This is a genomic window from Pseudomonas allokribbensis, assembly GCF_014863605.1.
Taxonomy (GTDB): domain Bacteria; phylum Pseudomonadota; class Gammaproteobacteria; order Pseudomonadales; family Pseudomonadaceae; genus Aquipseudomonas; species Aquipseudomonas allokribbensis.
Window position 1 is genome coordinate 4,942,240 of record NZ_CP062252.1, and the last position, 24,695, is coordinate 4,966,934.

At 56.1% G+C, this 24,695-nt stretch carries 24 protein-coding genes; 14 read left to right on the plus strand and 10 right to left on the minus strand.

The genetic code is table 11. The annotated features are described in order from the left end of the window. Positions 1 to 15: 15 nt before the first annotated feature. A complete protein-coding gene (locus IF199_RS22575) occupies positions 16 to 762 on the plus strand; it encodes a flagellar brake protein (RefSeq protein WP_096818072.1) in 747 nt (248 codons plus the stop codon). A 75-nt stretch (positions 763 to 837) separates the two neighbouring features. Here IF199_RS22575 and IF199_RS22580 read toward each other — a convergent pair whose 3' ends face one another. From IF199_RS22580 to IF199_RS22595, 4 genes are all read right to left on the minus strand, one after another. Beyond that, positions 838 to 2,208, minus strand: coding sequence for an MFS transporter (locus IF199_RS22580; RefSeq protein ID WP_192558747.1), 1,371 nt, complete (start codon positions 2,206 to 2,208; stop codon positions 838 to 840). Between the two features lie 68 nt (positions 2,209 to 2,276). Further along, positions 2,277 to 3,518: a glutamine synthetase family protein gene (locus IF199_RS22585; RefSeq protein WP_173861370.1), complete on the minus strand. Its 1,242-nt coding sequence runs from the start codon at positions 3,516 to 3,518 to the stop codon at positions 2,277 to 2,279. Between the two features lie 219 nt (positions 3,519 to 3,737). Next, a complete protein-coding gene (locus tag IF199_RS22590) occupies positions 3,738 to 4,430 on the minus strand; it encodes a sensor histidine kinase (RefSeq protein ID WP_096818078.1) in 693 nt (230 codons plus the stop codon). Beyond that, complete coding sequence (locus tag IF199_RS22595; protein WP_192558748.1) at positions 4,427 to 6,031, minus strand: tetratricopeptide repeat-containing response regulator; 1,605 nt, start codon at positions 6,029 to 6,031, stop codon at positions 4,427 to 4,429. The genes IF199_RS22590 and IF199_RS22595 overlap by 4 nt, the downstream gene beginning before the upstream one ends. 222 nt (positions 6,032 to 6,253) lie before the next feature. On the opposite strand from IF199_RS22595, the gene IF199_RS22600 reads away from it, so the two are divergent. The 7 genes from IF199_RS22600 to IF199_RS22630 all read left to right on the plus strand — a co-directional run bounded on the left by IF199_RS22600 (position 6,254) and on the right by IF199_RS22630 (position 17,591). After that, complete coding sequence (locus tag IF199_RS22600) at positions 6,254 to 7,639, plus strand: lysozyme inhibitor LprI family protein (RefSeq protein WP_192558749.1); 1,386 nt, start codon at positions 6,254 to 6,256, stop codon at positions 7,637 to 7,639. Positions 7,640 to 8,300: 661 nt separating this feature from the next. Further along, positions 8,301 to 10,256, plus strand: a complete 1,956-nt coding sequence (locus tag IF199_RS22605; RefSeq protein WP_192558750.1) for a type VI secretion system Vgr family protein — start codon at positions 8,301 to 8,303, stop codon at positions 10,254 to 10,256. Positions 10,257 to 10,285: 29 nt separating this feature from the next. Then, complete coding sequence (locus IF199_RS22610) at positions 10,286 to 10,735, plus strand: DcrB-related protein (RefSeq protein ID WP_192558751.1); 450 nt, start codon at positions 10,286 to 10,288, stop codon at positions 10,733 to 10,735. Positions 10,736 to 10,779: 44 nt separating this feature from the next. Further along, a complete protein-coding gene (locus IF199_RS22615; protein ID WP_192558752.1) occupies positions 10,780 to 14,973 on the plus strand; it encodes an RHS repeat-associated core domain-containing protein in 4,194 nt (1,397 codons plus the stop codon). A gap of 1 nt (position 14,974) precedes the next feature. Continuing rightward, positions 14,975 to 15,412, plus strand: a complete 438-nt coding sequence (locus IF199_RS22620) for a hypothetical protein (RefSeq protein WP_192558753.1) — start codon at positions 14,975 to 14,977, stop codon at positions 15,410 to 15,412. A 221-nt stretch (positions 15,413 to 15,633) separates the two neighbouring features. Further along, positions 15,634 to 15,969, plus strand: coding sequence for a hypothetical protein (locus IF199_RS22625; protein ID WP_192558754.1), 336 nt, complete (start codon positions 15,634 to 15,636; stop codon positions 15,967 to 15,969). A 410-nt stretch (positions 15,970 to 16,379) separates the two neighbouring features. After that, on the plus strand, positions 16,380 to 17,591 hold the full coding sequence (locus IF199_RS22630; RefSeq protein WP_192558755.1) for a site-specific integrase: 1,212 nt from the start codon (positions 16,380 to 16,382) through the stop codon (positions 17,589 to 17,591). Here the strand turns inward: IF199_RS22630 and IF199_RS22635 are convergent. Next, positions 17,588 to 18,085 (minus strand): hypothetical protein, encoded by a 498-nt coding sequence (locus tag IF199_RS22635; RefSeq protein WP_192558756.1) that lies wholly within the window; start codon positions 18,083 to 18,085, stop codon positions 17,588 to 17,590. The genes IF199_RS22630 and IF199_RS22635 overlap by 4 nt on opposite strands. A gap of 160 nt (positions 18,086 to 18,245) precedes the next feature. Between IF199_RS22635 and IF199_RS22640 the strand changes: the two genes are divergently transcribed. The 4 genes from IF199_RS22640 (at position 18,246) to IF199_RS22655 (ending at position 19,436) form a co-directional block, all read left to right on the plus strand. Further along, on the plus strand, positions 18,246 to 18,446 hold the full coding sequence (locus IF199_RS22640) for a helix-turn-helix domain-containing protein (RefSeq protein ID WP_161776283.1): 201 nt from the start codon (positions 18,246 to 18,248) through the stop codon (positions 18,444 to 18,446). 2 nt (positions 18,447 to 18,448) lie between these two features. Next, complete coding sequence (locus tag IF199_RS22645) at positions 18,449 to 18,631, plus strand: hypothetical protein (protein ID WP_192558757.1); 183 nt, start codon at positions 18,449 to 18,451, stop codon at positions 18,629 to 18,631. Between the two features lie 103 nt (positions 18,632 to 18,734). Continuing rightward, entirely contained in the window at positions 18,735 to 18,971 is a 237-nt protein-coding gene (locus tag IF199_RS22650) for a helix-turn-helix domain-containing protein (protein WP_226499613.1), read from the plus strand. 63 nt (positions 18,972 to 19,034) lie between these two features. After that, positions 19,035 to 19,436: a MarR family transcriptional regulator gene (locus IF199_RS22655; RefSeq protein ID WP_085730383.1), complete on the plus strand. Its 402-nt coding sequence runs from the start codon at positions 19,035 to 19,037 to the stop codon at positions 19,434 to 19,436. A gap of 451 nt (positions 19,437 to 19,887) precedes the next feature. Here IF199_RS22655 and IF199_RS22660 read toward each other — a convergent pair whose 3' ends face one another. The 4 genes from IF199_RS22660 to IF199_RS22675 form a co-directional block, all read right to left on the minus strand. Next, a complete protein-coding gene (locus IF199_RS22660) occupies positions 19,888 to 20,214 on the minus strand; it encodes a hypothetical protein (RefSeq protein WP_192558758.1) in 327 nt (108 codons plus the stop codon). After that, positions 20,211 to 20,456, minus strand: a complete 246-nt coding sequence (locus IF199_RS22665) for a hypothetical protein (RefSeq protein ID WP_134023841.1) — start codon at positions 20,454 to 20,456, stop codon at positions 20,211 to 20,213. Before IF199_RS22665 ends, IF199_RS22660 begins: the two co-directional genes overlap by 4 nt. Then, entirely contained in the window at positions 20,453 to 20,638 is a 186-nt protein-coding gene (locus IF199_RS22670; protein ID WP_192558759.1) for a hypothetical protein, read from the minus strand. Before IF199_RS22670 ends, IF199_RS22665 begins: the two co-directional genes overlap by 4 nt. Positions 20,639 to 20,757: 119 nt before the next feature. Further along, positions 20,758 to 20,979 carry a hypothetical protein gene (locus IF199_RS22675; RefSeq protein WP_192558760.1) on the minus strand — a complete coding sequence of 74 codons (222 nt, stop codon included), beginning with the start codon at positions 20,977 to 20,979 and terminating at the stop codon, positions 20,758 to 20,760. Between the two features lie 245 nt (positions 20,980 to 21,224). Here IF199_RS22675 and IF199_RS22680 point away from each other — a divergent pair, with 245 nt between their 5' ends. Beyond that, positions 21,225 to 21,986, plus strand: a complete 762-nt coding sequence (locus tag IF199_RS22680; protein ID WP_192558761.1) for a TIGR04255 family protein — start codon at positions 21,225 to 21,227, stop codon at positions 21,984 to 21,986. A gap of 850 nt (positions 21,987 to 22,836) precedes the next feature. On the opposite strand, the gene IF199_RS22685 is transcribed toward IF199_RS22680, so the two are convergent. Continuing rightward, positions 22,837 to 23,007: a hypothetical protein gene (locus IF199_RS22685; RefSeq protein ID WP_192558762.1), complete on the minus strand. Its 171-nt coding sequence runs from the start codon at positions 23,005 to 23,007 to the stop codon at positions 22,837 to 22,839. Positions 23,008 to 23,178: 171 nt separating this feature from the next. On the opposite strand from IF199_RS22685, the gene IF199_RS22690 reads away from it, so the two are divergent. After that, on the plus strand, positions 23,179 to 24,666 hold the full coding sequence (locus IF199_RS22690; RefSeq protein ID WP_192558763.1) for a PIN-like domain-containing protein: 1,488 nt from the start codon (positions 23,179 to 23,181) through the stop codon (positions 24,664 to 24,666). Positions 24,667 to 24,695: the final 29 nt, after the last annotated feature.

Below are 24,695 nucleotides of genomic sequence, written 5' to 3' on the forward strand. Positions count from 1 at the left end.
GGAGATTGATTTAACGTGTCCAACGTCCTCAGCGCGGATGATTCTCCGCAGCCACCAAAGGTGCTCACCACGCCTCTGGAAATCTCCAGCAACCTGCGCCAGCTGCAAGAGAGCCACGATCCGCTGATCATCACCTTTCACGAACGCAGCCAGCGCTTCCAGAGCTACCTGATCAAGGTTGACCGGGATACCGCCACGATTGCCCTGGATGAAATGATCCCGCGCGATGGCGAACGCTTCCTGCTGGCGGGCGAGCCGTTCAAGGTCGAAGGTTTCCATGAAGGCGTACGCATTGCCTGGGAATGCAACGGCACGCTGGATATCAAGGAATCCGACGGTGACCGCTTTTACATTGGCGAGATGCCCACCGAAGTGGTCTATCACCAGCGCCGCAACGCCTTTCGCGCGGCACTGAAGCTGACCGATCTGGTCAGCGTCGAACTGGGTGGCGAAAAGCTCAAGTCGCCGATCGGTGGCAAGTTGCTGGATATTTCCGCCACCGGCTGCAAGCTGCGTTTTGAAGGTGATATCACCGACCGCCTGCAACTGGGCCAGGTCTACGATCGCCTGATCGCCCCGCCGCTGTTCGGCAATCAGCCAACATCGGTCGAGCTGCGCTACCTGCACTTCGAAGAAAAACTCAACATCACCTTCGCCGGCCTGCGTTTTCACAACATCAGCGGCCCGGCGGCGCGTAACGTCGAGCGTTTCGTCTATCAGCTGCAACGTGAAGCACGGCGTTTCGACAAAGACGATCTCTGATTCGTACGCACCATGAAAAACGGGCAGTCCCTTGCGGTGACTGCCCGTTTTTTTATACCTGGTGTTTTTTCAGAATCAAGGCCTGGCGCCGCTGATGTCCGGCGCAGGATTGTCGTTGCCGGCCTCAGGCTCCACAGGTGACTCAGATTCAGGTGCGGACTCAGGTGCCGGTTCAGGCGCGACGTTATTCTGCATCTGCTCCTGCACCACTTGCTCATCGACCCGCGGATCGAGCGCGGCCACCAGCGGCGAACTGGACATGCTGTCCGGCATCGCCACGTGATGCAGCGGTGCGTCGTCGACCTGGTGCAGATTGGTCACGGCTTTCGGCCGGATGCGCCACACCAGCACCAGCGCAAAGAAGCTGAAGAACGCATACAGGCTCTGGCTACCGAACATTTTCATCAACACACCGGCCAACAACGGCCCGATGCTGGCGCCGACCCCGTAGGTCACCAATAGCATCGCCGTCAGCGAGACCCGCCGATCCCCTTCGACATGGTCGTTGGAGAACGCCACGGCCAGCGGGTACAGGCAGAATTGCACCAGAGAGCACAGGAAACCGACACCGAACAAGACCTCCAGTGGCACCTGCGGCAGGATCGCCAGCGGCAACGCGGCTACGGCCAGAAACCCGGCAAAGCAACGGATCAGCAAGGCCCGGTCATAGCGGTCGGACAACCAGCCCAGTGGCCACTGCACCAGCAGCCCAGCAAAAATGCAGGTACCCATGAACAGACCGACCTGTTCGGTGGACAACCCCTGCTGCGAGGCATAGAGCGGCGCCAGACCGTAGAACGAACCGATGATCAGACCGGCACCGAGTACCGTACTCAACGACTGCGGTACGCGCTTGATAAAGAAGCGAGGCTCCATCGGTGCCGGATGCAACGGCGCCGGGTGAATCCGTCGGGTCAGTGCCACCGGCACCAGACACAGAGCAAAACACAAGGCGACCAGCATCAGCAGTTCCAGGCCCAGCCCCGGGTGCATGACCAGAATCAGCTGACCGAGTACCAGCCCCAGGTACGAGGCGATCATGTAGCCGCTGAACACCACGCCGCGCTGGTTGGCGTCAGCCTGTTCGTTCAGCCAGCTCTCGATCACCATGTACTGGCACATCATGCCGAGGCCGACGATGGTCCGCAGCACCAGCCAGGCCGGCAACCAGTCCACCAGACCATGACCGAGCACCGCCGCGCCGACGATCCCGGCACACGCCGAGTAAGCGCGGATATGCCCGACCCGGGCAATCAATCGGTGACCGATCTTGCCGCCCAGCACCAGACCGAAATAGTTGGCCGCCATCAACGCACCGACCCACAGTCCGTCGACATGGTCGGCCGCCAGACGCAAAGCCAGATAAGTAGAAAGAAGGCCCGAGCCGATCAACATCATCAGCGAGGCGAAATACAGCGCTCGAAAGGATTTCCAGATTTGGCGCATCGGCGTTCCGAGCGGCTCCTTGCGGTGAGTATCGGGCTATCAAACGATAGCCCGATGGCGACAGTTCGTCAGGCCTGGGCAGCTAGAACACGCCGTTCCCAGGGAGTGATTTCATCAAAGAAACTGGTCAACTCCATGGTTTTCGAAGCGATGTAGCCTTCGATGAACTCCTTGCCGAACAGTTCCTTGGCCAACTGGCTGCGTTTCAGACGCTCAAGTGCAGCGTGCATCGTGCACGGCAGCGAAAGATTGTCCGGCACTTCGAATTCACCCTGGATCGGCGCGCTCGGCTCCAGCTCATGTTCGATACCGTGCAGACCGGCCGCCAGACTCGCGGCAATCGCCAGGTAAGGATTGGCATCGGCGCCCGGCAAACGGTTCTCGACCCGACGGGCGACCGGCGAACTGGCCGGAATACGCAGGCCCGCAGCACGGTTGTCGTGGGACCAGCAAGCATTGTTCGGCGACGCAAACGGATGGCACAGACGCTGGTAGGAATTGACGTTCGGTGCAAACAGCGCGGTGAAGTCAGCCATACCCGCCTGCTGCCCGCCGATGAAGTGGCGGAACATCGCGGTCGGCTGACCGTTCTCATCGCTGAACACATTCTTGCCGCTGCCGATTTCGACGATGCTCTGGTGAATGTGCATCGAACTGCCCGGCGTGTGCGCCAGCGGCTTGGCCATGCAGACCACGGTCAGGCCATGCTTGAGCGCGACTTCCTTGAGCAGGTGTTTGAACAGGAAGGTCTGGTCGGCCAGCAGCAGCGGATCACCGTGCAGCAGGTTGATCTCGAACTGGCTGACGCCCATTTCGTGCATGAAGGTATCGCGCGGCAGGCCCAGGGCCGCCATGCATTTGTAGACTTCACTGAAGAACGGTCGCAGACCGTTGTTGGAGCTGACGCTGAAGGCCGAGTGACCGTCCTCGCGACGACCGTCGAGACCGACTGGCGGCTGGAAAGGTTGGGTCGGGTCAGTGTTCGGAGCGAACACAAAGAATTCGAGTTCAGTCGCCACTACCGGCGCCAGGCCGAGAGCTGCGTAGCGAGCAATGACTTTCTTGAGCTGGCCACGGGTCGACAGGTTGGAGCTTTCGCCGGTCAGTTCGTCGGCATCACAGATGGCCAGCGCGCGCGGCTCCTGGCTCCACGGTAGAGGATGGATTTGCGCAGGGTCGGCCACCAGCGCCAGGTCGCCATCATCGCTGCCGTAGAACCGCGCAGCGGGATAGCCCCCCATGATGCATTGCAGCAGCACCCCCCGGGCCATCTGCAAACGCCGCCCTTCGAGGAAACCCTCGGCGGTCATTACCTTGCCTCGTGGTACGCCGTTCAAATCCGGCGTGACACATTCAATCTCATCAATGCCCGTCAATCGCTGCGCGAGTGAACGCTGGCCATCGGTTGTCATGACGCAATCCTTGTTATTGTGCGAGCCGCGAACGGCGACCCGGACAAAATAGGCTTCAGCTGTTCGGAATATCAAGCAGCGGCCAACAAAAAGACTTCGAGTCGATGAATCCGTGATTCAGGGCAGGTAAATACTGAACACACCGCCACCCAGTGGCCCGCCATTGCGGATCTCGGTCCGGCCGCCGACACCGTTGCGCTGATGCAGCGCCGCGATGCGTCCGGCGAAGTACAGACCGAGGCCGGTACTGCCGCTGCTGTGATTGATGCCCTGCACATAATCGGCCTGGCGCTCGAGCATCTCGACCGGGTAACCGGGGCCATCGTCATTGATGCTCAGAACCAGCTGCCCGGCCTCGTCGCTGACAGTGATCAGCAGCGATTCACGGGCGTAACGGATCGCGTTGTTGATACAGTTGCCGAGCACCGAGGCGATCAGTTCGCGGTCGAAGAAACCCAGGGGGCTGAGCGGGTCGACTTCATAAGTGGCAATGATCCCGCGACTGGCGAAAACCTCCTGATGTGCCGCCAGTTGCGCCTCGATGAAATCGTCCAGCTCGTGGTAGGCCGGCTGCAACGGCATCTGGTTGACGCCGAGCTTGTACAGCCCGAGCAACTGCACCAGCATGCCGTTGAGGTGAGCGAACTCGAAGTCGATCACGCCCTGCTCCGGCACCTTTCGCTGGGCCTCGGGCAGACGCGCCAGCCATTGGCTGTGGGCCTGCATCAACATGGCCAGAGAGTTCTTCATGTCGTGCACGGTGGAGGCAATCACCGTGGAAAAATCCAGTGCCTGCTCGTCTTGGTTCATTCGCCAAACGCCTTGCTTTTCAGCTTCTGATAACGCGGATAACGCGCGTCGGTGTCGGGCATCATGCCCACCAGTTTCAGGCAGGCCCGACATTCTTCCAGCTCCGCCGACGGCACACTGGTGTCGGTGCCGTGCAGCAGCGACTGCGCCATGTTCAGCGCAATACTGATGTTCTTCGGTTGCATCTTCAGCGCCTTGCGGAACACCTCGCGGGCCTCCACCAGGTTGCCGGTCTTGTACACGCGCACGCCCTGACGGTTGAGGTCGGCGGCGGCATTGCTGGAGCTGAGAATAGTCGGGTCGTCGGTGAGCTTGGCGATGTCTTTCATCACCGTCGGGTCATCGCCGTAGATTTCCGCGCAGCTCTTGAGCATCGACGTGCCCGCCTCGGCCTGGCCGAGCATCTGCAATTGCTTGGCGACCAGCAGCGCGGCCTCGGGGCTCATGAACTGCTCCATGCCGTCGAGACGCATCAGCGCTTGCTCGGTGAGTTTCTCGGCAGTTTCGGCGTCGTTGAGCAGCAGACTGGTGGCCTTCATCAGACGCGCACGAATCTGCAGGCCCGGGTCGGTCGGGTTCTCCTTGGCCACGGCACTGAGGGTGGTGTTGATCTCCAGTCGCGTGCGGGTATCGAGGCCTTTCTCGCTGCCCTTGCTGATCAGCGCATGGGCCAGGCCCAGATTGCTCTCCGGGTCCTTGAAGCGCGACTGCGCGCCTTGGGAGACGGCCTGACGGTAGGCCCGCGACGCCGTGTCGAAATCCTCGTTGGCCATCGCCAGTTTGCCGAGCAGTGCCTGGCGACGTACCGCCAGCGGCGACAGACGGATCGCCTCTTCCAGCACCTGTTGCGCGCCCTTGGTGTCGCCTTCAGCCACCAGGACATCCGCCATGCCGTCGTACAGCGCCGGCATCATTGGGAATACCTTCAGGGCTTTTTCATACACGCCTTTGGCCTGGGCAATCTGACCGCGCTTGAACAGCAACTTGCCCAGACCGGCAAATGCCCATGGCAGCGGTCGGTCGGCGATGATGCTGTCATACAGCCGCTCAAGTGCTTCGTTCTGATTCATGTCGCGCAAGGCATCGGCGCGGTAACGCAGGCACAGCGGCGAATAGCGGATGTCCTGTTTGCACAGGGCGATACAGGCGTTGAGCACTTCGACCGGTTTGCCACGGTCGAGGGCTTGCAGAATCGGTTTGAGCAGGGTCTTGCGCTGCTCCAGACGCTCCAGGCGCTGGGCCAGGCCGATGCGGTTGAACGGCTTGGTCAGGTACGCATCCGGCTCGTGCTCCAGGGCACTGAGCACCATCGCCTGACTGGTCTCGGCGGTGACCATCACAAACACCGCTTCGTGACTGATCAGCTTGTCCACCATCAGGTCTTCCAGCACCTGCTGACCGTTTTTCTTGCCGTCACCGAGGTGGAAGTCCTGGAGGATGAAGTGATAGGACTTCTGCGCGCACATTTTCAGCGCCTGCTCACCGGTGTCGGCGGTGTCCACGTCCTTGACGCCCAGCTCGCGCAACATCGAGCGTACGGAACTGCGGAAATCCGAGAAATCATCGACGATCAGAAAACTCTTTTGGTGATACGACAGCATCGAGGATTTCCAGGCAATTGAAGAGGATGGACCGAGGGCAAATTTCAGGCGCGCAGATGATAGCTGCCGGCCAAATGCTATCAAGCGATTTCGTGCGACTCTGAAGTCACCGAATGGGTTATCGGCCGGATCAACGGTTCTCTTGAAGCGGGGCTTCAAGATTCGTTGTACAGCGATTACCCTGCGCGCCTGCTCCCACCCTCCTACTTCAAGGTTTTCATCGTGTACATCAAAGGACGCTACATCGTGTCGGCCTGTGCACTGCTGTTTTTCCAGCAGGCACAGGCGAGCGGAATGGACTGCACAAAGGCTGTGAGTGTTGTGGAGAATGCGATTTGCGCGGACAAATCGCTGTATGAACTCGACGTACAAATGGGCTCGGCTTATCGAAAGTTGATGAAAGCCACCCCACAGGCCCAGGCCGAACTGAAGTCGGCTCAGCGTCAGTGGCTGAAAGTGCGCGATGAATGTGTCGACAACGTCAGTTGCCTGAACCAGCGCTATCAAGATCGCTTGCAGATGTTAAACGTGCAGTGGATCGAGGCCGTTGCCTACAAGCCGGACGACACCGACAAACAGGTCATGAAGGAGCTGCAACAACGTATTCGGGACATGAGCAAGGGCCATCCGGAGTTTGCGCTGGAGCGAGCACTGGGTTCTCTCACGACCGAAAAAGGCAAAACCTCATTCTCCGGCGATCCAAATGACGACCCGACGGAAGATCACACACTGTTCCCCAAGCGCATCCCCAAGGGTGTCACACCGGATGAATGGAAAGCGCTGAACGCTTCCGGCCTTGACGCTGACGCCGAGCATGGCCAGGCGAATTACACATTGATCGACCTGGACGGCGACGGTCAACGGGACTTGATCGTTTCAACCTATACCGGCGGTACCGGCCTGTTCAGTTTCTATGAAACCTTGCGTCGCGATGGAGAGCGGTTCACCAGAAGGTTGGCCACTTATGACCCTGAAGCAAGCGCCGGCAGTTCGCTATTCTTCACCAATGATCGCGGCGCCAATCAATCGGCCGGCTGGATCAAGTCTCACGCAAGAATGTATCTGGCCTACCGCGACAGCTTTTACGGTGTTGATAGGGTTTACCTGCTCAATCCCCTGAAAATCAACAGCCAAGTGCCGACAGTGACGGTTCAGTACGACTACCAGTTGACGGTCCCCCGCACTCAGTACAAGGAGGACAACAAGACGCGCTACAAACTGGAGCCAGCCTTGTTAAAGTCGCTCACCAAAGCCCTGATTCAATCGAAAGCCGGCCAGCCGCAACAGCCCAGCCAACAGAAAGGCCCCCTCTGCCCCATACCTGCATCGGGGCCCGGCGACGATGACTACTACAGCTACGGCGCAGGTTACTACGTGATAGAACCCGTTACGGATATGCGAGTCATCATTGGCAACGAGTGCTTCATTGCACGGCTGAACAATTGGTTCGGGAGTTACAGCGAGAAAGACGGATTGTATGCGCAGCTGACATTGCGCAAGCCTGGATCCGGGGATCCCGAACGAAGTTACTCGGTCAACGGCCGCCGGCATGTCACACAGGTCAGTACATCGATTGGCAAAGCCGAAGGTGGGGCTGAGACTTTCTAGCGCGTTGTCCGATTCATCGTCCGCCGTACCATCATTGTCCTTGCGCTTTCATCCATGTGATTTGGTTCTTGTTTGAGCAATCACGCTGCTGTGTTGCAGGCGATAGGACACGTTGCCCGTTCCAACGGTTTCTTGCCCTCGATTCGAGACTTGGCCGGGAAGCGGTCTTTTGCCGATGTGCGCAACTTCTTGCGCACTTTTTCCAAAAATCCGCCCATAAAACCTCTACAGCCCACGGCCCACCTGACCTGTAGCCGAGTGCGCAACTTCTTGCGCAGTACTGCGCAAGAAGTTGCGCACTTTAGCGACCATTCCTACGCAAAATAAGGCAAACCCCCACACGATAAATATTCAACTAGTTGATTTAATTAAAATTCATTACACATGGCACAAATTTTGATAAACAAAGATCACTCAGTAGGAGATTTCGCCCGCAAGCAAACTCATTTCATGTAAGCAAGGAACGCATCCATGGCAACACCAGCGTGTATGTCCAGCATCGGCGAAAGGCAAGGCCGCAATCACCTGAAACTACAAAGTATCGGGTACTTCGGATCCTGATGAGTGGCGTTCCCCGGTCGCCGGCCAAGTCTGGCCGACCGTTACAACACATCGGTCAGCCCAACTGAGCGATGTCACTTTGGCGCTAGAGGAACAATGGATGTTCAGCCCTGCCCACCAGACGCATTTCAGCCTGTCTATCGACGACCTTGCACATGACCTTCAAGTGCTCTCCTTTACCGGCAAGGAGGCACTCAGCACGCCGTTTGCCTTCGAAGTGGAGCTCGTCAGCGAACGTCCGGACCTGGACCTCGAAAGCCTGCTGCACAAGCAAGCCTTTCTGGCCTTCAATGACACCGACAGCGGCATTCACGGACAAGTCTACCGAGTCGCCCAAGGGGCCAGCGGTAAACGCCTGACCCGCTACAGCGTGACGCTGAGGCCGCAACTCGCCTACCTGAGCCAGCGCCACAACCAACGTATTTTTCAGCAGTTCCCGGTCAACCACATCATTGCGCAGATCCTCGAAGAACATGGCCTCCTGAGCAATGCCTATCGGTTTGCGCTGAGTACACCGCTGCCCCCGCGTGACTACTGCGTGCAGTACGACGAATCGGACCTGCAATTCATCCAGCGCCTGTGCGAGGAAGAAGGTATCCACTACCACTTCCAGCACAGTCGCTCCGGGCATGTACTGGTGTTTGGCGACGACCAGACTGTGTTCCCCAAGCTCGGCCGCCCCACCGCCTACCAGCCGGACAGCGGCATGGCCGCCACCGAGCCGGTGATCAAGGCGTTCGACCTGCGCCTGGAAGCGCGCACCAGCCGTACCACCCGCCGCGATTACGACTTCAAGAAACCGCGGATGCTGCTGGAGTCTGACTACCAGCCGGAAAAGGACTCCAGACAGCCTGACCTGGAAGACTACGACTATCCAGGCCTGTTCACCGATCGCGAGCGGGGCAAGTTGCTCAGTCAGCACGCCCTGGAACGTCATCGCGCCGACTACCGCCTGGTTGCCGGCAAAAGCGACCAGCCGACCCTGGTCTGCGGCCACTTTCTGCAACTTGGCGAGCACCCGCGTACCGAGTGGAACGACCTGTGGTTGTTGACCGAGGTGTGCCATGAAGGCAAACAACCGCAAGTCCTCGAAGAGTCCATCATCAGCGACGTACAACTCTCGGACGGCTTTGTCCAAGGCTATCGCAACACGTTCAACGCCATCCCTTGGGCCACGTTCTACCGGCCGCCGCTGCCGCCACGAAAACCCGTACTGGCCAGCCAGACCGCCATCGTGACCGGCCCCAAGGGCGAGGAAATCTATTGCGACGAACACGGTCGGGTCAAAGTGCAGTTTCACTGGGACCGCGACGGCCTCTACGACGACCAAAGCAGTTGCTGGGTACGCGTCGCGTCCAGTTGGGCAGGCCCCGGTTACGGCCAGGTGGTCATCCCGCGAATCGGCATGGAGGTGTTCGTCACCTTCCTGGAAGGCGACCCGGACAAACCGCTGATTACCGGTTGCGTGCCGAACAAGGTCACCCCCGTGCCCTACCCGCTGCCAGCGAACAAAACCCGTAGCGTGTTCAAGACCAACAGCAGCCTGGGCGGCAACGGCTCCAACGAATTGCGCATCGAAGACCGCGCCGGCCAGGAGCAGATCTTCATCCACGCCCAGCGTAACCAGGACTGTACCGTCGAGAACAACGAGAGCCATTGGGTCGGCGTCAACCGCGTTCACTCGGTGGGGCAGAACGAAACCGTGACCATCGGGCAAAACCGCCTGCGAACCGTCAAGGTCGATGACACCTTACAGGTCGGCGGGACGAAGCTGGACAGCATCGGCACCCAATACATGATCGAGGCCGGTGAAAAACTGCGGCTGGTGTGTGGCCAGAGCGTCATCGAGATGACGGCGGACGGGGCGATCAATCTCTACGGCACCTCGTTCAACTTTTCGGTGACGGGCGACGCACAAATCAATACGGGCGGAAAACTCGACATCAACATGCCCGGAGGCGCAGCAATCGCTACGCCGGGGGCCGATGGCGCCCAAGGCACGATCGAGGCGAAGGTCGATGGGGTTTTCTCCAATCCACCGGCACCCGCAATCTGAACAACATCACCACGGACGAGATGACGTAAATGGATTACTTGCTACAGGAAGGCAGCCTCACTCTGCCCGCTGGCTTTCACGACCGCAGCGTCAACATGTTTGTCCCCAGTGTCGCCCTGCCGGCACCGTTCAGCCTGACGGTCTCACGCGATAACACACTGCCGGGCGAGGCCCTTACTGACTATGTCGAACGTCAGGTCAGCCTGATTGCGGCCAAGCTGCGCAAGTACAAACACCAGGGCCTCAGCGCGGTCGTGCTGTCGGCACAGGCACCGATAGCGGGTCAGCAGGTCGATGCTCACTACCAGAGCGATGGTCGCCCGGTGTACCAGCGTCAGGCCGCGTTCATCGTGGCGCCCGAGCGAGTGCTGGTGTTCACCGCCACCTGCCAGGTGCCGTTCGACGATCCGTTGAACGCGCTCTGGGCAGACGTGCTGGCCAGTTTCAAGGCCCATCCGCCTGTGACCGCCACCCCTTGAGCCCACTCCGGCCTTGAAGGGTCGATGCGACAGAGAGACTTCGCATGTTCGAAGCAGCACGGCTGAATGACGAGATTGCGCACAGCAACGCCCTCGTCGGTTTCCTGGTGGGCGCGGCATTGGGGCTGGCCCTGGTCGCCGCGGTAGCGATCTTCACGGTCGCGACTTGCGGCTTTGGGGCCGGCCTGGTGGTGGGCTTGATTGCAGGCCTGGGAGGAATGGGACTGGTCGCCGGGGGGGAGGCCATAGGACGAATGTCCAAGGCCCCCGCCGGGGGCATCGAAAGCGGCTCACCCGATGTGTTCATCAACGGCCTCAAGGCCGCTCAGGCCGAAGCCAGCACAGGGATCTGCAAAAAGCACCCGAACCCGTTGCCCTTGGTTGCCGAAGGTTCAGGCAAGGTCTTCTACAACGGTTTGGCCGCTGCGCGCAAAGGCGACAAACTGACCTGCGGCAGTGCCATCGACAGCGGTTCGGACAACGTCTTTGTCGGTGCCGACGCCGAGCAATACCTGCCGATAGACGACGAAGTTCCGCCTTGGCTGCGCACCACCGTCGACATCCTCATGGCCGTGGCCGGTGCGGCCGGTGGCTTGCTGAAACTGGGCTTGATGGCCGGCAAGGTTGGCCTCAAGCAAGTGGCCCCCTGCGCCCTGGAGTTCGCGGCGGGATTCGTTGCTGGAGAGCTGGCCGGACAATTCGTCATCGGCCCCGCCATCAGACGCGTCGCCGGGGCCCTGATGGGCAACCCGGTGGATGCCATCAGCGGGCGTAAATTGCTCCTGGAAGACGGCGAAACCGACTTCAGCCTGCCGGGGTTGATGCCCATCAGTTGGGCACGTTTTTATGCCAGCGATCTCACCCACGAAGGCCTGCTCGGGCACGGCTGGGTTTTGCCGTGGGAACAAAGCCTACGCCTGGAAGACGACCAGCTCTACCTGCGCGACAACCAGGGCCGTGACCTGCCGCTGCCGTCGCTTGAGCCGGGCGAACGCCTGTATCTGACGGACGAACAACTGTTTGTGGTGCGCTCCGAAGGCGGTCACTACCTGCTTCACAGCCTCGACAACACCTTTTTCTACTTCGGCGAGCTGCCGGAAAACGGCCAACCCGCGCCACTGCGGCGGATCGAAAATGCGCTCGGTCATTTCCTCACGTTCAGCTACGACGACCAGCAGCGTCTGAGTGACATCTGCGCCACGGGCGGCATTCGTCTGCATCTGTGTTACGACCATCACCCCCGGCGCCTGAGCCGCGTCGAGCGTGTGGTCGACAACCGACCGGTGGAAACCCTGGTGCATTACCAGTACGACGCCCACGGCCAACTGCAACAGGTGATCAACCGCAACGGCGACCGGGTGCGCAGCTTCGCCTACGAGCACGGGTTGATGGTCGCCCACGAGAACGCTCTCGGGCTGGTTTGCCATTACCGCTGGTCAACGACCTTCAGCGACAACGAACCGCGCGTGATCGAGCACTGGACCAACGACGGCGAGCACTTCCACTTCCACTACGACCTTGCGCAACGGCAAACCGATATCCGCGACGTACTCGGGCGTGTCGCCCAGATCCACTACAACGAAGGCCGGCGCGTGGTGGCCAGCCGTGACTTCGGTGGCGAGCAGTACCGCTTCGAACTGGATGATTCGGGCAATATGACCGGCCTGGAATTGCCCGACGGCAACCTACTCAAATTCGCCTACGACGAGCTATCCCGACTGGTCGAAGAAACCGATCCTCTGGGTCGCTCGACTCGCTACAGTTACCACCTGAACACCGACCTCGTCACCGCCATCGAACGCCCGGATGGCAGCAGCGCAAGCTGGACCTATGACCGCAGCGGCAACCTGCTCGACAGCACCGATCCACTGGGCCAGGTCACTCAGTTTTTCAACAGCGACGCCGGCCTGCCACACACCTCCGTCGACCCGCTCGGCAACACCACCCACCTGTGGTGGAACAACCTTGGCCAGCTCGAGCAATACCAGGACTGCACCGGCAACCGCAGCCAGTACGCTTACGACGAACGCTTGCATCTGGTCAGCATCAAGGATGCCCTGGAGCGCACCACCCGCCTGACCCACAAGCCTGATGGCGAACTGCTGCGCATCGAACACCCCGACGGCAGCCACGACACCTACACCTACAACGCCCTCGGCCAGTTGCTCAGCCACACCGACGCCGACGACCACACCGTTTACCTGTCGCGCACCGCACGCGGTTTGCCCAGCAAGCGCAAGGACGCCCGCGGTCAGCAGGTGCATTACCAGTACGACAAAACCCAACGGCTGGTGGCGTTGATCAACGAAAACCAGGCGGCCTACCGGTTCAGCTACGACGCCAGCGACCGCCTGCAAGAAGAAGTGCGGGTCGATGGCCTGCGTCGGCGCTTCAGCTACAACGTCGGCGGCTACCTCACCCAACTGGATGAAATCGCTGCCCAGTCGTTCAACGAAGTCTCGCGCCTTCAGCAATTCGAATACGACGCCGCAGGCCGTATGCTCTGCCGCACGACCGAGGACGCGCGCCTCGACTATCAGTACGACGACGCCGACCGGGTGACTGCCATCGACCGTCTACCTACGGCGGCCGGTAAAGCGCTGGGCATCGACGACGACCATCTGGCGTTCAGCTACGACGCGGCCGGCCAGTTGCTCAGCGAAACCAGCAGCAGCGGCGAGTTGCATTACCGCTACGACGTGCTGGGTAACCTCAGCGGCCTGGAACTGCCGGACGGCCGTCAGCTCAATCAGCTTTACTACGGCAGCGGTCACCTGCACCAGATCAACCTTGACGGTCATCTGATCAGTGACTTCGAACGCGACGCCCTGCACCGCGAAACCCTGCGCACCCAAGGCAAACTCACCAGTCGCTTCGGCTACGACACCAAGGGCCGAAAACTCTGGCAGGCCACCATCCAGTTGCCCCACGAGCAGCTCAGCCGGTTCAACGACAATACCGACAGCCTGCTCGGCCACCCACAACACCCGGCCACCGCCCTGCACCGCCGCTATCACTACAGCCCCGGCGGCGAAGTACTGCGGGTGGTCGACAAGCAACGCGAGGTCACCGACTACAGCTACGACGCCAGCGGCCAACTGCGCAGCCGTCAACCACAGCACCCGCAACTGCAAGTCGAAGACTTCTCCTACGACCCGGCCGGCAATCTCAGCGGCAGCGGCAGATGGCAGTTCGACAACCGCCCGGACAACCGCATCCTTGCCTTCAAAGACCTGCGCTTTAGCTACGACACTTGGGGCAACCTCAGCGAAAAAACCAGCGCGGGCGGCACGGTGCAACGGTTCCACTACGACTGTGAAAACCGACTGATCAGCGCGCAAACCTGGCAAGGCACTACCCTGAGCAGCGAGGCCCGCTACCAGTACGACGCAGTCGGCCGACGCATCGGCAAGCAGGTCACCCAGAACGAGCAAACCCAACACACCCGCTTCCTCTGGCAAGGCCTGCGCCTGCTCCAGGAACAACACGCCGAGTGCCGCAACCTCTACATTTACGAACCCGACAGCTACGCCCCACTGGCTCGCGTCGACAGTAACCCCGAGCACCCCGAACAGGATGCCCGGCACTACTACCTCCATACCGACCAGATCGGCACTCCCCAAGAAATGACCGACGCCAACGGCCACGTGGTGTGGCGCGCGTACTACAAGGCGTGGGGCGGGCTGGAAGCACTTTCGCCGAATCTGGTGGAGCAGAACCTGCGTTTCCAGGGGCAATACCACGACCGTGAAACGGGGTTGTACTACAACACGTTCAGATACTACGATCCGGCGGTAGGGAGGTTTACCACGCAGGATCCGATTGGGTTATTGGGTGGGGAGAATCTTTATCAATATGGGCTTAATCCGCTGGCATGGATCGACCCACTAGGCCTCAAGTGCTGGAATTCAGCAAGGCGTAGTTATTGGAAAGCGGAAGCAAAAGCTGCTTCAAAAGGCATGTACTCAACAACCAACATGTTACGAATGCGTTCAGGATTGGCGCCAAGAATAAGAGTCAAGGAATTTCACTTTAAAACGCAGACAGTGAGAACAAGAAATGTCTCGCTAGAGTTAAATCATCGTTATTGGCCGCAGCGTACAGGGCGCAACGTAGACATTCCATATAACTTGGAGAAAGTGACCCCATGGAAACATGCTGAAAATGACCCATTTAGATACCCAGGCTCAGAGCTAATAGAGATAATACAAGGCATTGGAAACTACAAAGGATTCTGACATGGCATTGCTAAACTTCATGAAGTCCGATTTTTATACGAGCTACTTGAATGATCTAGATAAAAACATGCCTATAAGCATTGATAGAGAAACGGCCATACACAGTATAATTATCAAAGTCATGACCGCCTCGCTAGAGAACTCCTCCGTCTCCCTGGATGACATAGAATGGCTAATTAACAATCACAGGCGCAAGACCATAAGCTACATTGTAAACAAGTACAAAACATACATTGAGCCCGATGGCGGAGATGAAAACATAGTTAATGAAGCGCCACAAATAAATTTCCCGATCGGCCATTTGATTGAGTACTTTTTGATCTTAAACCATCCGGAAAGACTTGTTGAATATATAAAATCTTCTAGAATACCAAGCGCAAAAAAATACGCTAAAGAAATTAATGAGATCTTTTTAGAAGCCCAAAAAACTATCGGCTAGCGTTTTGAGCATCCTGGCCTAGGAAAGACTAATCGATGATGACGTACCTGGATTTTTACTAACTCCAAGAATCGGGCAGCCATCCAAAGCAAAAAAGTACAGACCGGCACTGAGTGCCGGTTTTTTATTGAGATGTGTAAGCGCTCACTACAGTAACCGACCAGTAAAATCTCGCCCTGAGGCGGGTAAGAAAATGGTGATCAGTCAGCTCCCAGTCTCAGGTGTACCTCGGCCAGCTTGAGCAATACCAGGACTGCACCGACAACCGCAGCCAGTACGCTTACGACGAACGCTTGCATCTGGTCAGCATCAAGGATGTCCTGGAGCGCACCACCCGCCTGACCCGCAAGCCCGATGGCGAACCGCTGCACATCGAACACCCCGACGGCAGCCACGACACCTACAAAGCCCTCGGCCAGTTGCTCAGCCACACCGACGCCGACGACCACACCGTTTACCTGTCGCGCACCGCACGCGGTTTGCCGAGCGAGCGCAAGTACGCCCGCGTTCAGCAGGTGCATTACCAGTACGACAAAACCCAACGGCTGGTAGGCTGATCAACGAAAACCAGGCGGCAAGGGCTCGTCACGCCAACTGCTCCACCACCACCGCTCTGAGGATCAGGGACTTGGCCTTTTTCTCAACTTGAGGAAAACCCTGGAGCCGGTCGCCCAAGACGCAAACAAAAAAGCCCCGCCTGAGCATTGCCCGGCGGGGCTTCTTTTTTGGCCTGCTGCCACCCTGCTGTCACGAAAAAAATCTTCTGTCAGGAGAATGACTTGTAAGGCCCGAATTATATGGTGTCCCAGGGCAGGTTCGAACTGCCAACCTTCCCCTTAGGAGGGCTATCTGAACCCCAACAAACGCTGGCCAAACCCCGCATTTATTGGGCTTTTCGTCCGGTTGTGTCCGTGAAAACGACGCCGTATAGTTCTTTTTGCACCCACCATGCACCCATGGGAACAAATTGAAAGAGAAGCTCACCGCCAAGCTGCTGGCGTCCCTGCAGATAACAGGCCAGGAATATGAGGTCCACGATACCACCGTCGGCGGTCTGTTCGTGCGCGTCACTGCTGCCGGCGCCAAGTCCTATGTAGTGACCTGGGCCAGGGGCCGAAAGAAGACATTGGGTCGCATCGGCATACTGACGTTGGAGCAAGCGCGGGCGGAGGCTACTCAATATCTCGCAGAGGCAAGAACCCTGGGGGAACCGCTAGCCGTTACCCAAGGGCGTAAAGGCGCTACCCTCCCCTCCTTACGCGAGTTCATCGATGACATATACATGCCTTGGTTCAAGACGCACCACAAAGGGCATGAGAAAACTCTGCACACGCTCGACCACAACTTCGAAGCAATCATGCCCCAGCGTCTCGATGCGATCACTGGCCGCGACCTGGAGCAGATCCGTACGGGATGGATGCAGTCAGGCAATAAGCCGTCGACGGTCAACCGGAAAATGGGTTCCATCAGCGGCGTATTCAGTAGAGCCGTTGAATGGGAGTACATCGATGTCCACCCGATGGACAGGCTCAAAGCCTTAAAGGTCGACTCGATGGGACTGGTCCGCTACTTAGATGCTGAAGAGACCAAACGACTTCGGGAAGCACTCGACGCCCGTCAAGACGAGGCGCGGGTGGAGCGCGAGAGTGCTAACAAGTGGAGAGCGGATCGCGGCAAGGAACTTATGCCGAGTTTGCTGCAGGTCCCATTCACCGACCACCTAAAGCCTATGGTCCTGGTATCGCTGAATACAGGCATGAGACGTGGAGAGCTGTTCGACCTGAAATGGTCGGCGGTGAACTTCCATACGAAGACGATCACCGCCGCCGGCGCCACCACCAAAACCAGCGACACACGACACATCCCTATGAACAAGGAAACGGTGCGCGTGCTGGAAGACTGGAAAAAGCTGGCCGGCAAATCTCGATACGTGTTCCCGAGTCAGGAAGGCGGCCGTCTGGAGGACGTTAAAAGCGCCTGGCTCAGGCTGCTAGAGCGCGCCGAGATCGAAGGCTTCCGCTGGCACGATATGCGGCACGACTTCGCGTCACGCCTGGTGATGGCCGGCGTACCGCTCAACACGGTACGGGATCTGCTGGGGCACGCCGATATCAAGATGACACTTAGGTATGCCCATCTCGCGCCCGGCACAAAAGCTGCTGCTGTAGAGCTAATTTAAAAAGGAGGTTCAAAGGGCACGATAGTGCGGCTCTCTTTATTTTCTTCGACGTGCTCTAACAGGCTGCTCCAGAACATCCGGATGTATCCCCGATCAAGTCGCCCTACACCTTCGATCTGCCAGTGGGTGCCTATTTTTGCGGCCCCTTTATCCAGAAACACCGGGGATGCCTTGATGGTTTCCCAGATGCGTTGCTCTTCGTAGGTGAGAAGGTTCGGAAGGTGATAGCAAAGGTTGATAAACCTTTCACTTTCGTCAGTCGACCAGACTTCAGTCAAAGCGTTGGAAACCGACCAGACCTCGGTGTTGCCTCCATCATGGAATGGCACATCCAGATCCAAAACCAAATCCTCGATTGCTGCCTCAACGACACCGGTAATCGACTGGCGCTTTATCCGTGAGATCACCTCGATCATAAATTTGACCTTCGGATCTAGCCGTAGGGTAAGCGTTTCGGTCTTCCGCGCTCCCTGGTTAGGCTTGTTCTTTGCCATTCAAAATCTCCGGCCCCTTTATCGAACGCCAATCCTAATCTGTACGTCCGAGCGCGTCCATACGTTCATATAAATCATGTGATTGCAGTTGACGTACAGTATTCCAAAGAAATAGGATTATCTCAGGCCCAACAATTCTTGTGGGCGAAGGAGAGTCGAAATGCTTGCAGCAGAACAACCAGCAGCCTTGTCCGTTAGCGTCGAAGACGCAGCTCGGATCGTCGGATATTCGCGATCGGGCGTTTATGAGTTGATAGCTAAGGGAGAAATCAAAACGTTCAAGCTTGGTCGACGTCGCTTGATTTTGATGACCGAACTTAAGGTTTGGATTGAACGGGCAGCGAAAGAAGGTGCGCGATGATCTTGGAATTTACCGATAACGAACATCTGATGCTTCAGTCCGCCTGCGACACATTCCGGGCCATGCAGGGGATGAGCACCACTACTACCAAATACGAACGACTGTGCAAGCGCTGGGAGGAGGAGAAATCCGCCGTCCTTTGGCTTGTTCTAAGTCGCTTCGTCGACGAGCCGAGCGACAAATGATCAGGGAGAAATTGCGCAGGAATGCGCGAGAAGTTGCCAAGGCGGTGCGGGAACACCGCCTAGGCGAAAACACACTGGATAGCACCAACGTGAAGGGCAAACTATGACACGCCATTCTTCAACTGAGCAAGACCGCAAGATGATCGACGCGCTGAGAAACGGCCCGATCTCCTCTGTCGAGGCCGCCCAGGCACTCGACATCGTTCAACCACCAAGCACCATCCGCCGCCTCAGGAAAAAGGGGCACGAAATCCAGACCTACTGGACGCATCAGTCCACCGAGCCGGGGCGGCCGCCTCACCGAGTGGCCAAATACATCCTCCTGCGCGAAGCGTCGTAACCCAGCGAAGCGGAGATGTCCCCACCTTTGGGGATATCTCTGCGCCTGCCTGCGAGTCACTGAATGGCCAAGAAAAAAATAGCCAAATCAAATTGGGGGCCTAGGGGGGCGTTCGCCAAGCCGAAGGTACTCATGGCCCAGCAGGAATACCGAGAAATGTCATGGGCCGCCCGCAAGGTCTTGGAGGTCTTGGAGTACCAGTTCAACGGGAGAAACAACGGCAATCTCGCAGCAACACACGTAATGATGGCCGACTGGGGCGGGATGTCCAAAACGGTATTGGCGGCATCCCTGAGAGAGCTCACTGAGCGGAACCTGATTCAGAAGACGAGGGGGTACGACCGGAGCCGGGACAATGGCAGACCGAACCTTTATGCACTGACCTGGCTACCAATCGACGAGTGTCCGGGCGCCGACCTCGAGGAAGGCCCAACAGAGACGCCAAAGCGGAAATTGCTCCTCTGATTAACAGAATTTCTAGTCCAGAAAATGGACTGCACCAGTCCAGAAAATGGACTCACATTTTCCGGTTACGTCCGGTTGTTCCAGAGCCTAAAAATACCAGTCCAGAAAATGGACTGCTTTAGCCGATTTCAAGGGTTTTGTGAGTCCAGAAAATGGACACCTTTATAAATTACCATCCCCATAGGGGGTTTTAGATGATCCAGAACTTCAGGCAAGGTCGCTGTATTGGCATGGACTACAGGCAGTGTGCGCAGGCTGGTGGAATGACATTCCTTGTCGTCGATTGGTTGCCTTGGACTGCAGCAGGTTACTGCCGTGAATGCGCGCGCTCACTCCGTCCAGATCTGATAGCGATCTTCGAAAGCTCGCGACGGGGTTGATACCCTGATGGAAAGAGGCACCACCCCGTTGCAGGGTAGTGCCTTCGATACTACGAAGCTTTCGTAGTTTTTCAGTCGATGTCTGTAGGAGCGAAATGCTCAGCACCAGCCCGCAGTGAACGCAGACCAATCACCGCCGCCCGGGCCACTCGGTCGATGAAGCCCGTTTCCAGACTTGTGCAGCGCCCTCCCATTCCCACGATCGCGAATTGGATCGCATGGAACGCTTCTGTTTCGTCGTAGGCGGCCAGCTCGGCAATCTCGACATCGAAGCAGGCGTTGCCCTTTTCCCAGTCTCCAGGCACGCCGTAGTTGTACCGAGGCCAATTGATGAGCCGGCCGGCATCATCGCGCTTGGTGAAGCTCAGGTCGTCCCGTGATCGAATAGCGGCGCTCATTGGGCCACCTCCACCGCGTCGAGCGCCTTCTGCATCTGCTCGACTTCACTGTCGACGTAATTCGCCCAGTCGTAGCCAAGGAAACTGCCGAGGCTGGCCAGCTCCTCGATATCGTGCGACTTTCCGTGCTTCAGGTCCTTCGTGATGGCGTTGAACAGCACCCGCATATTGCTGATGCGTTCGTGCGTGGCGCGCAGGAGCTCAAGGGCTTCGTCGGCGATGCGAGCGGTAGGCTGGCTCATTGCACACCCCCTACACAGATCCCGCGAAATGGAGCGGCGCCGGGCAGAACCTTCACGCTGATGTCGCCGAGGATCTTCAGTGGTGCCAACTGGGCCAGCTTGATGTAGACCGGCAGCACCATGGTGGTAATGAGCTGCCCGTGCGCGTCCAAAATTTGGATGGTATTCTGTTTGAATTGCATGACGTGGACCTCGAAGTTTCGTCGTGTGATCGCTTACCCGGTGTTAGCGCACCGGGTAAGCACCTCTTTTTTGATGGCTCGGATCTGAACCACCTTCAAATGTGGGGTAATCCCACCGTTTACGGCTTACCCTTCTCAGCGATCCAGCCCGCTGCCCAGCTCAGGGGGTCCTTCGACGCCATCGGCTTGAGTGGCTTGCCTTCCCGCGCCGCCTGCCTCCCCTCCTCCTCTATTTCTGTGTGGATCCACAGTGTTTGCTGTTTGAATCCGGCCTCTCGTTGACGCTCTCTGTATTCGCGTTGTCTTTCCGTCGTGCTCTTTACTTTACTTTGGTTGGCCATAAGCACACCGTTACCTGTAACGAGCCCGAATAATGCACGATCGTTACGGGTAACGCAAGAGAGGCTTGAACACGCGTCAACGGTTGGTGTCAGCTCACCACCGCTGAGAAAAATGCGAATTTTATTAAAAACATGACCTGTTCCGAGCCATATTCAGCAGACCCGTTATACTCGCTAAAGCCTTGAGCACTGGACACATCACTGGTAGCCGTCCTGTGCCTATCATCAATTTAGCGAGATCAAAAATGTACGAGGAAGTTTGCTATCAAAAGTCTTTTCTAAAACAAGTTATAGTGAAAATTGACTTTACCACCCCAATATCACAGCTCGAAAAAAACGTACCTGTAAAGCTGCTTAACGCAATCATAAAAAACTTTCCAATCATTGAGCCCGAAGAAGTTTTCTCACACGAAGTGTCCTTCGAAGGAAGCTCAATGCACTCAAAGCAGACAACAATTAAACAATGGAACTATTACGGAGTTGATCGAGAACGCCAGCTATCGATAAGCCCACTCAATATCTTTGCACTATACACAACATACAACAACTACGAAGAAACAAAAGAGCAGTTCGGCGCTGTAATCGATGCTTTCGCAAAAGCATTCCCTGACACTAAAGCTTCACGCTTCGGATTGCGCTATATCAATCAAATTGATATTCCCATTACTGATCCGACGTTATGGGAGGAGTACATAGACCCAACACTTTTGCACAATCGGCAATTTTTTGGGGACAACGAAATCACTAGGCTTATTAGTATTGCAGAGGTCAGATACGATAACGTTGGTGTACGTTTTCAATATGGAATGCCAAACCCCGATTATCCCGCTCTCCTTAAGCGTCCACTTTTTGTACTCGACCTCGACGGTAGCATTACCCAAGCTCACGACTTGACTGAAACCTCGAATAATATGGACGAAACCCATGCTCGCATTCAGGGTATCTATGAGCGGAGTATCACTAACAAACTGAGAGACAAGATGCATGCCAGACACATTCAGCAGTGATTACGCCTCTTCGAATAGCACCTCGCCTGAGGTGAGCCCCGTGGCCTTAAGGAGCCCCAGAGAGGGACCGGTCAAGCTCCCTGGCATAAACGAAGACGCCATCGAGGTGGACATTCGCTCGTTTGGATTTGAGCCTGAGCGTTATGGCCTAGGTAAGCCGAAACGTATTGTGATCAGAGGAAAGATTTCAAGTGAGTAATGTCAAAGTCGATAAAAGACGTCGAATTCGAATATCACAAGGCGATATTTTTCGAAATATCGAATGCATTGAATATGTCATTGAAAAAAAAGGCATCATCGAGGTAAGCAAGATAATATTCCCACTAGCAATAGTTCTCACACAGGATTGCGATCTGGAACAAGACTCCCGAAACAGAGGGAAAGCAACTCAAAACACGAAACTTCTTTCCGTGTTGGTAGCTCCGCTCTATAATGCCGAGCACGTTTTTCTAGGTGAGCATTTATCCGACCTAGATCTAAAGATGGAACCTATAAACAAGAACAAATCGCCTGGGCAAGGACTGATGCAGAACGAAAGACCTAGATATCATTACATAAACTTCCCACAGAATATTCCCCTAGTCGCTTCAGTCGCAGACTTCAAACATTATTTCTCGGTACACGTTTCCTATCTTGAAAGCGTTCGGAAAAAAAATTTTGTTTGTAGATTATCCGACCTTTTCCGAGAGGATGTTTCACAGCGTTTTTCCGCATATTTGGCCCGTATCGGCCTCCCGAATTAGAGTTAAGATAGGTTTCAGTCAACGTCACCAGGTAACGTATCTACATCGCCCCTTTCTTAGAGTTAAATGTCGCGAGATGTGACGTTTTGGTCTCACTCCGCCCCGCCTTAATCTGACGTTGCACGAAGGTAGCAGGCACCGAGCGCGTCCTTGCCCTGCGCTCGCGCCACAGCGATAAGGCGTACCAACATCTGGTTGCAATCAGCCTCAGACGCTCTTTGCACGGTCATGACCGGTTGCCCGCCGATGAACATCACGAAAATCCAGTGGGTAAGCATTTGGTTCCCTCCATTGAGCTATCGCTTTGCGGCCGACATGAACCCTTGGTGGCAGTCAATTGATGTGAAGTGAAAACCTGTGCTGGTTGCTTCAACGATAGATGAGAACCCTGATTTCATTACGCAGGAAAGCACAAGGCTGACCGTTTCGAGCAGAACCGCCGGATCGGGATGGAATCGTTACTGAAGGAGGCTTTCGACAATCGTCCAAAAAGGCGGCAAGATGATGCCATATCAATGGCTACCCACTTGCCTGAGTGTTACCTGCCTGGAGGGCACATGAAGGGACTCTTTCCGCAGTACGATTACACAGCATCTGCCGATCAAGCCGAAACATGGAAAACTGCTCTCTTCGTTTTCGATACCAATGTGCTCCTCAATCTATATCGATACCACGAGCGCACTCGTGAGGAGCTGCTCGAAACCTTAGACAAACTAGCTGAGCGCATCTGGATACCACACCACGTTGCTCTAGAATTTCAGCGCAACCGACTTACAGTAATTGCTGCACAAGGCCGTCGCTTTTCCGACATTCGAAAAGTCGTTGAAAAAGCAAAGACCGACCTTGCAAACAGCATTAACAACCTGCAACTCACCAAAAGACATGCCTTGATTAATCCAGAACCATTGACAACTGGATTTGAGAATCTCACTTCAACTTTTCTGGCTGAACTTGACAAACTTCAAGAGAGCCAGCAAACGCTCACAGCACCCGACCCTATAAAAATAAGAATCGAAGATATTTTCGATGGGAAAGTGGGAACAGCTTTCGCGTCACAAGAGGACATAGACAAAAAAAACAAGGACGCGGAAGCCAGATATAAATTAAAAATACCACCAGGATACAAGGACAGTGACAAGGACAAAGACAGCTCCGACGACTTTCATCACAACGGGCTAACCTACAAGAAAAAATATGGCGACTACTTTGTATGGACTCAAATTCTTGACCATGCTGTTAACAGCCAAAAAAAGAAGCTCATATTTATTACTGACGACGCTAAAGAGGACTGGTGGCAGCAAATAGACTTTGATGGACCCAAGACCATAGGCCCTCGTGTTGAACTAATAGAGGAGGCCGGTAGAATTGGCAAACTTGAAACATTCCTAATGTATAAGCCTGAAAGCTTTCTGAAACATGCAAATGAATTTCTAGCAGCCCAGGTCTCAGAAGAGACGCTAACTGAAGTCCGCGACGTATCTTTTGAAAACAAGAAACGTGAAAATCTTTCGATGAATTCACAAGCGCGAAGAGACATAGAGCGCGCAGTATTGATCTGGCTATTAAAGAGCAACAAAACAGTTACGCAATACGATAGCACTTTCCCAGACTTTATAACCTCCGAAGGTGACATCCTTAACGGATATGATGTAAAGCAAATAAGAACAATTAGATTTGAAATATACCGAGATATAATTCTCCACGCAAAAAACGCCATCACCAAAAAGAAACTTTCAACCCTCACAATAATCTTCATGATAGATAGCTCCTATACCATGAGCGTTATATTAGACACGCTCTCCTCAAACAAGATAACTGACATACCAGACAGCGTAATTATTTTATTAGGCCAACTCGAATACTCCTTGGGCGAACCAGTATTCCAAGTGGTTTATGAGGAACGCTATAACGATATCATCAATGATAATTTCCGTTAGTACGCCTACTGCTCCCCCTTCCTGAGAGC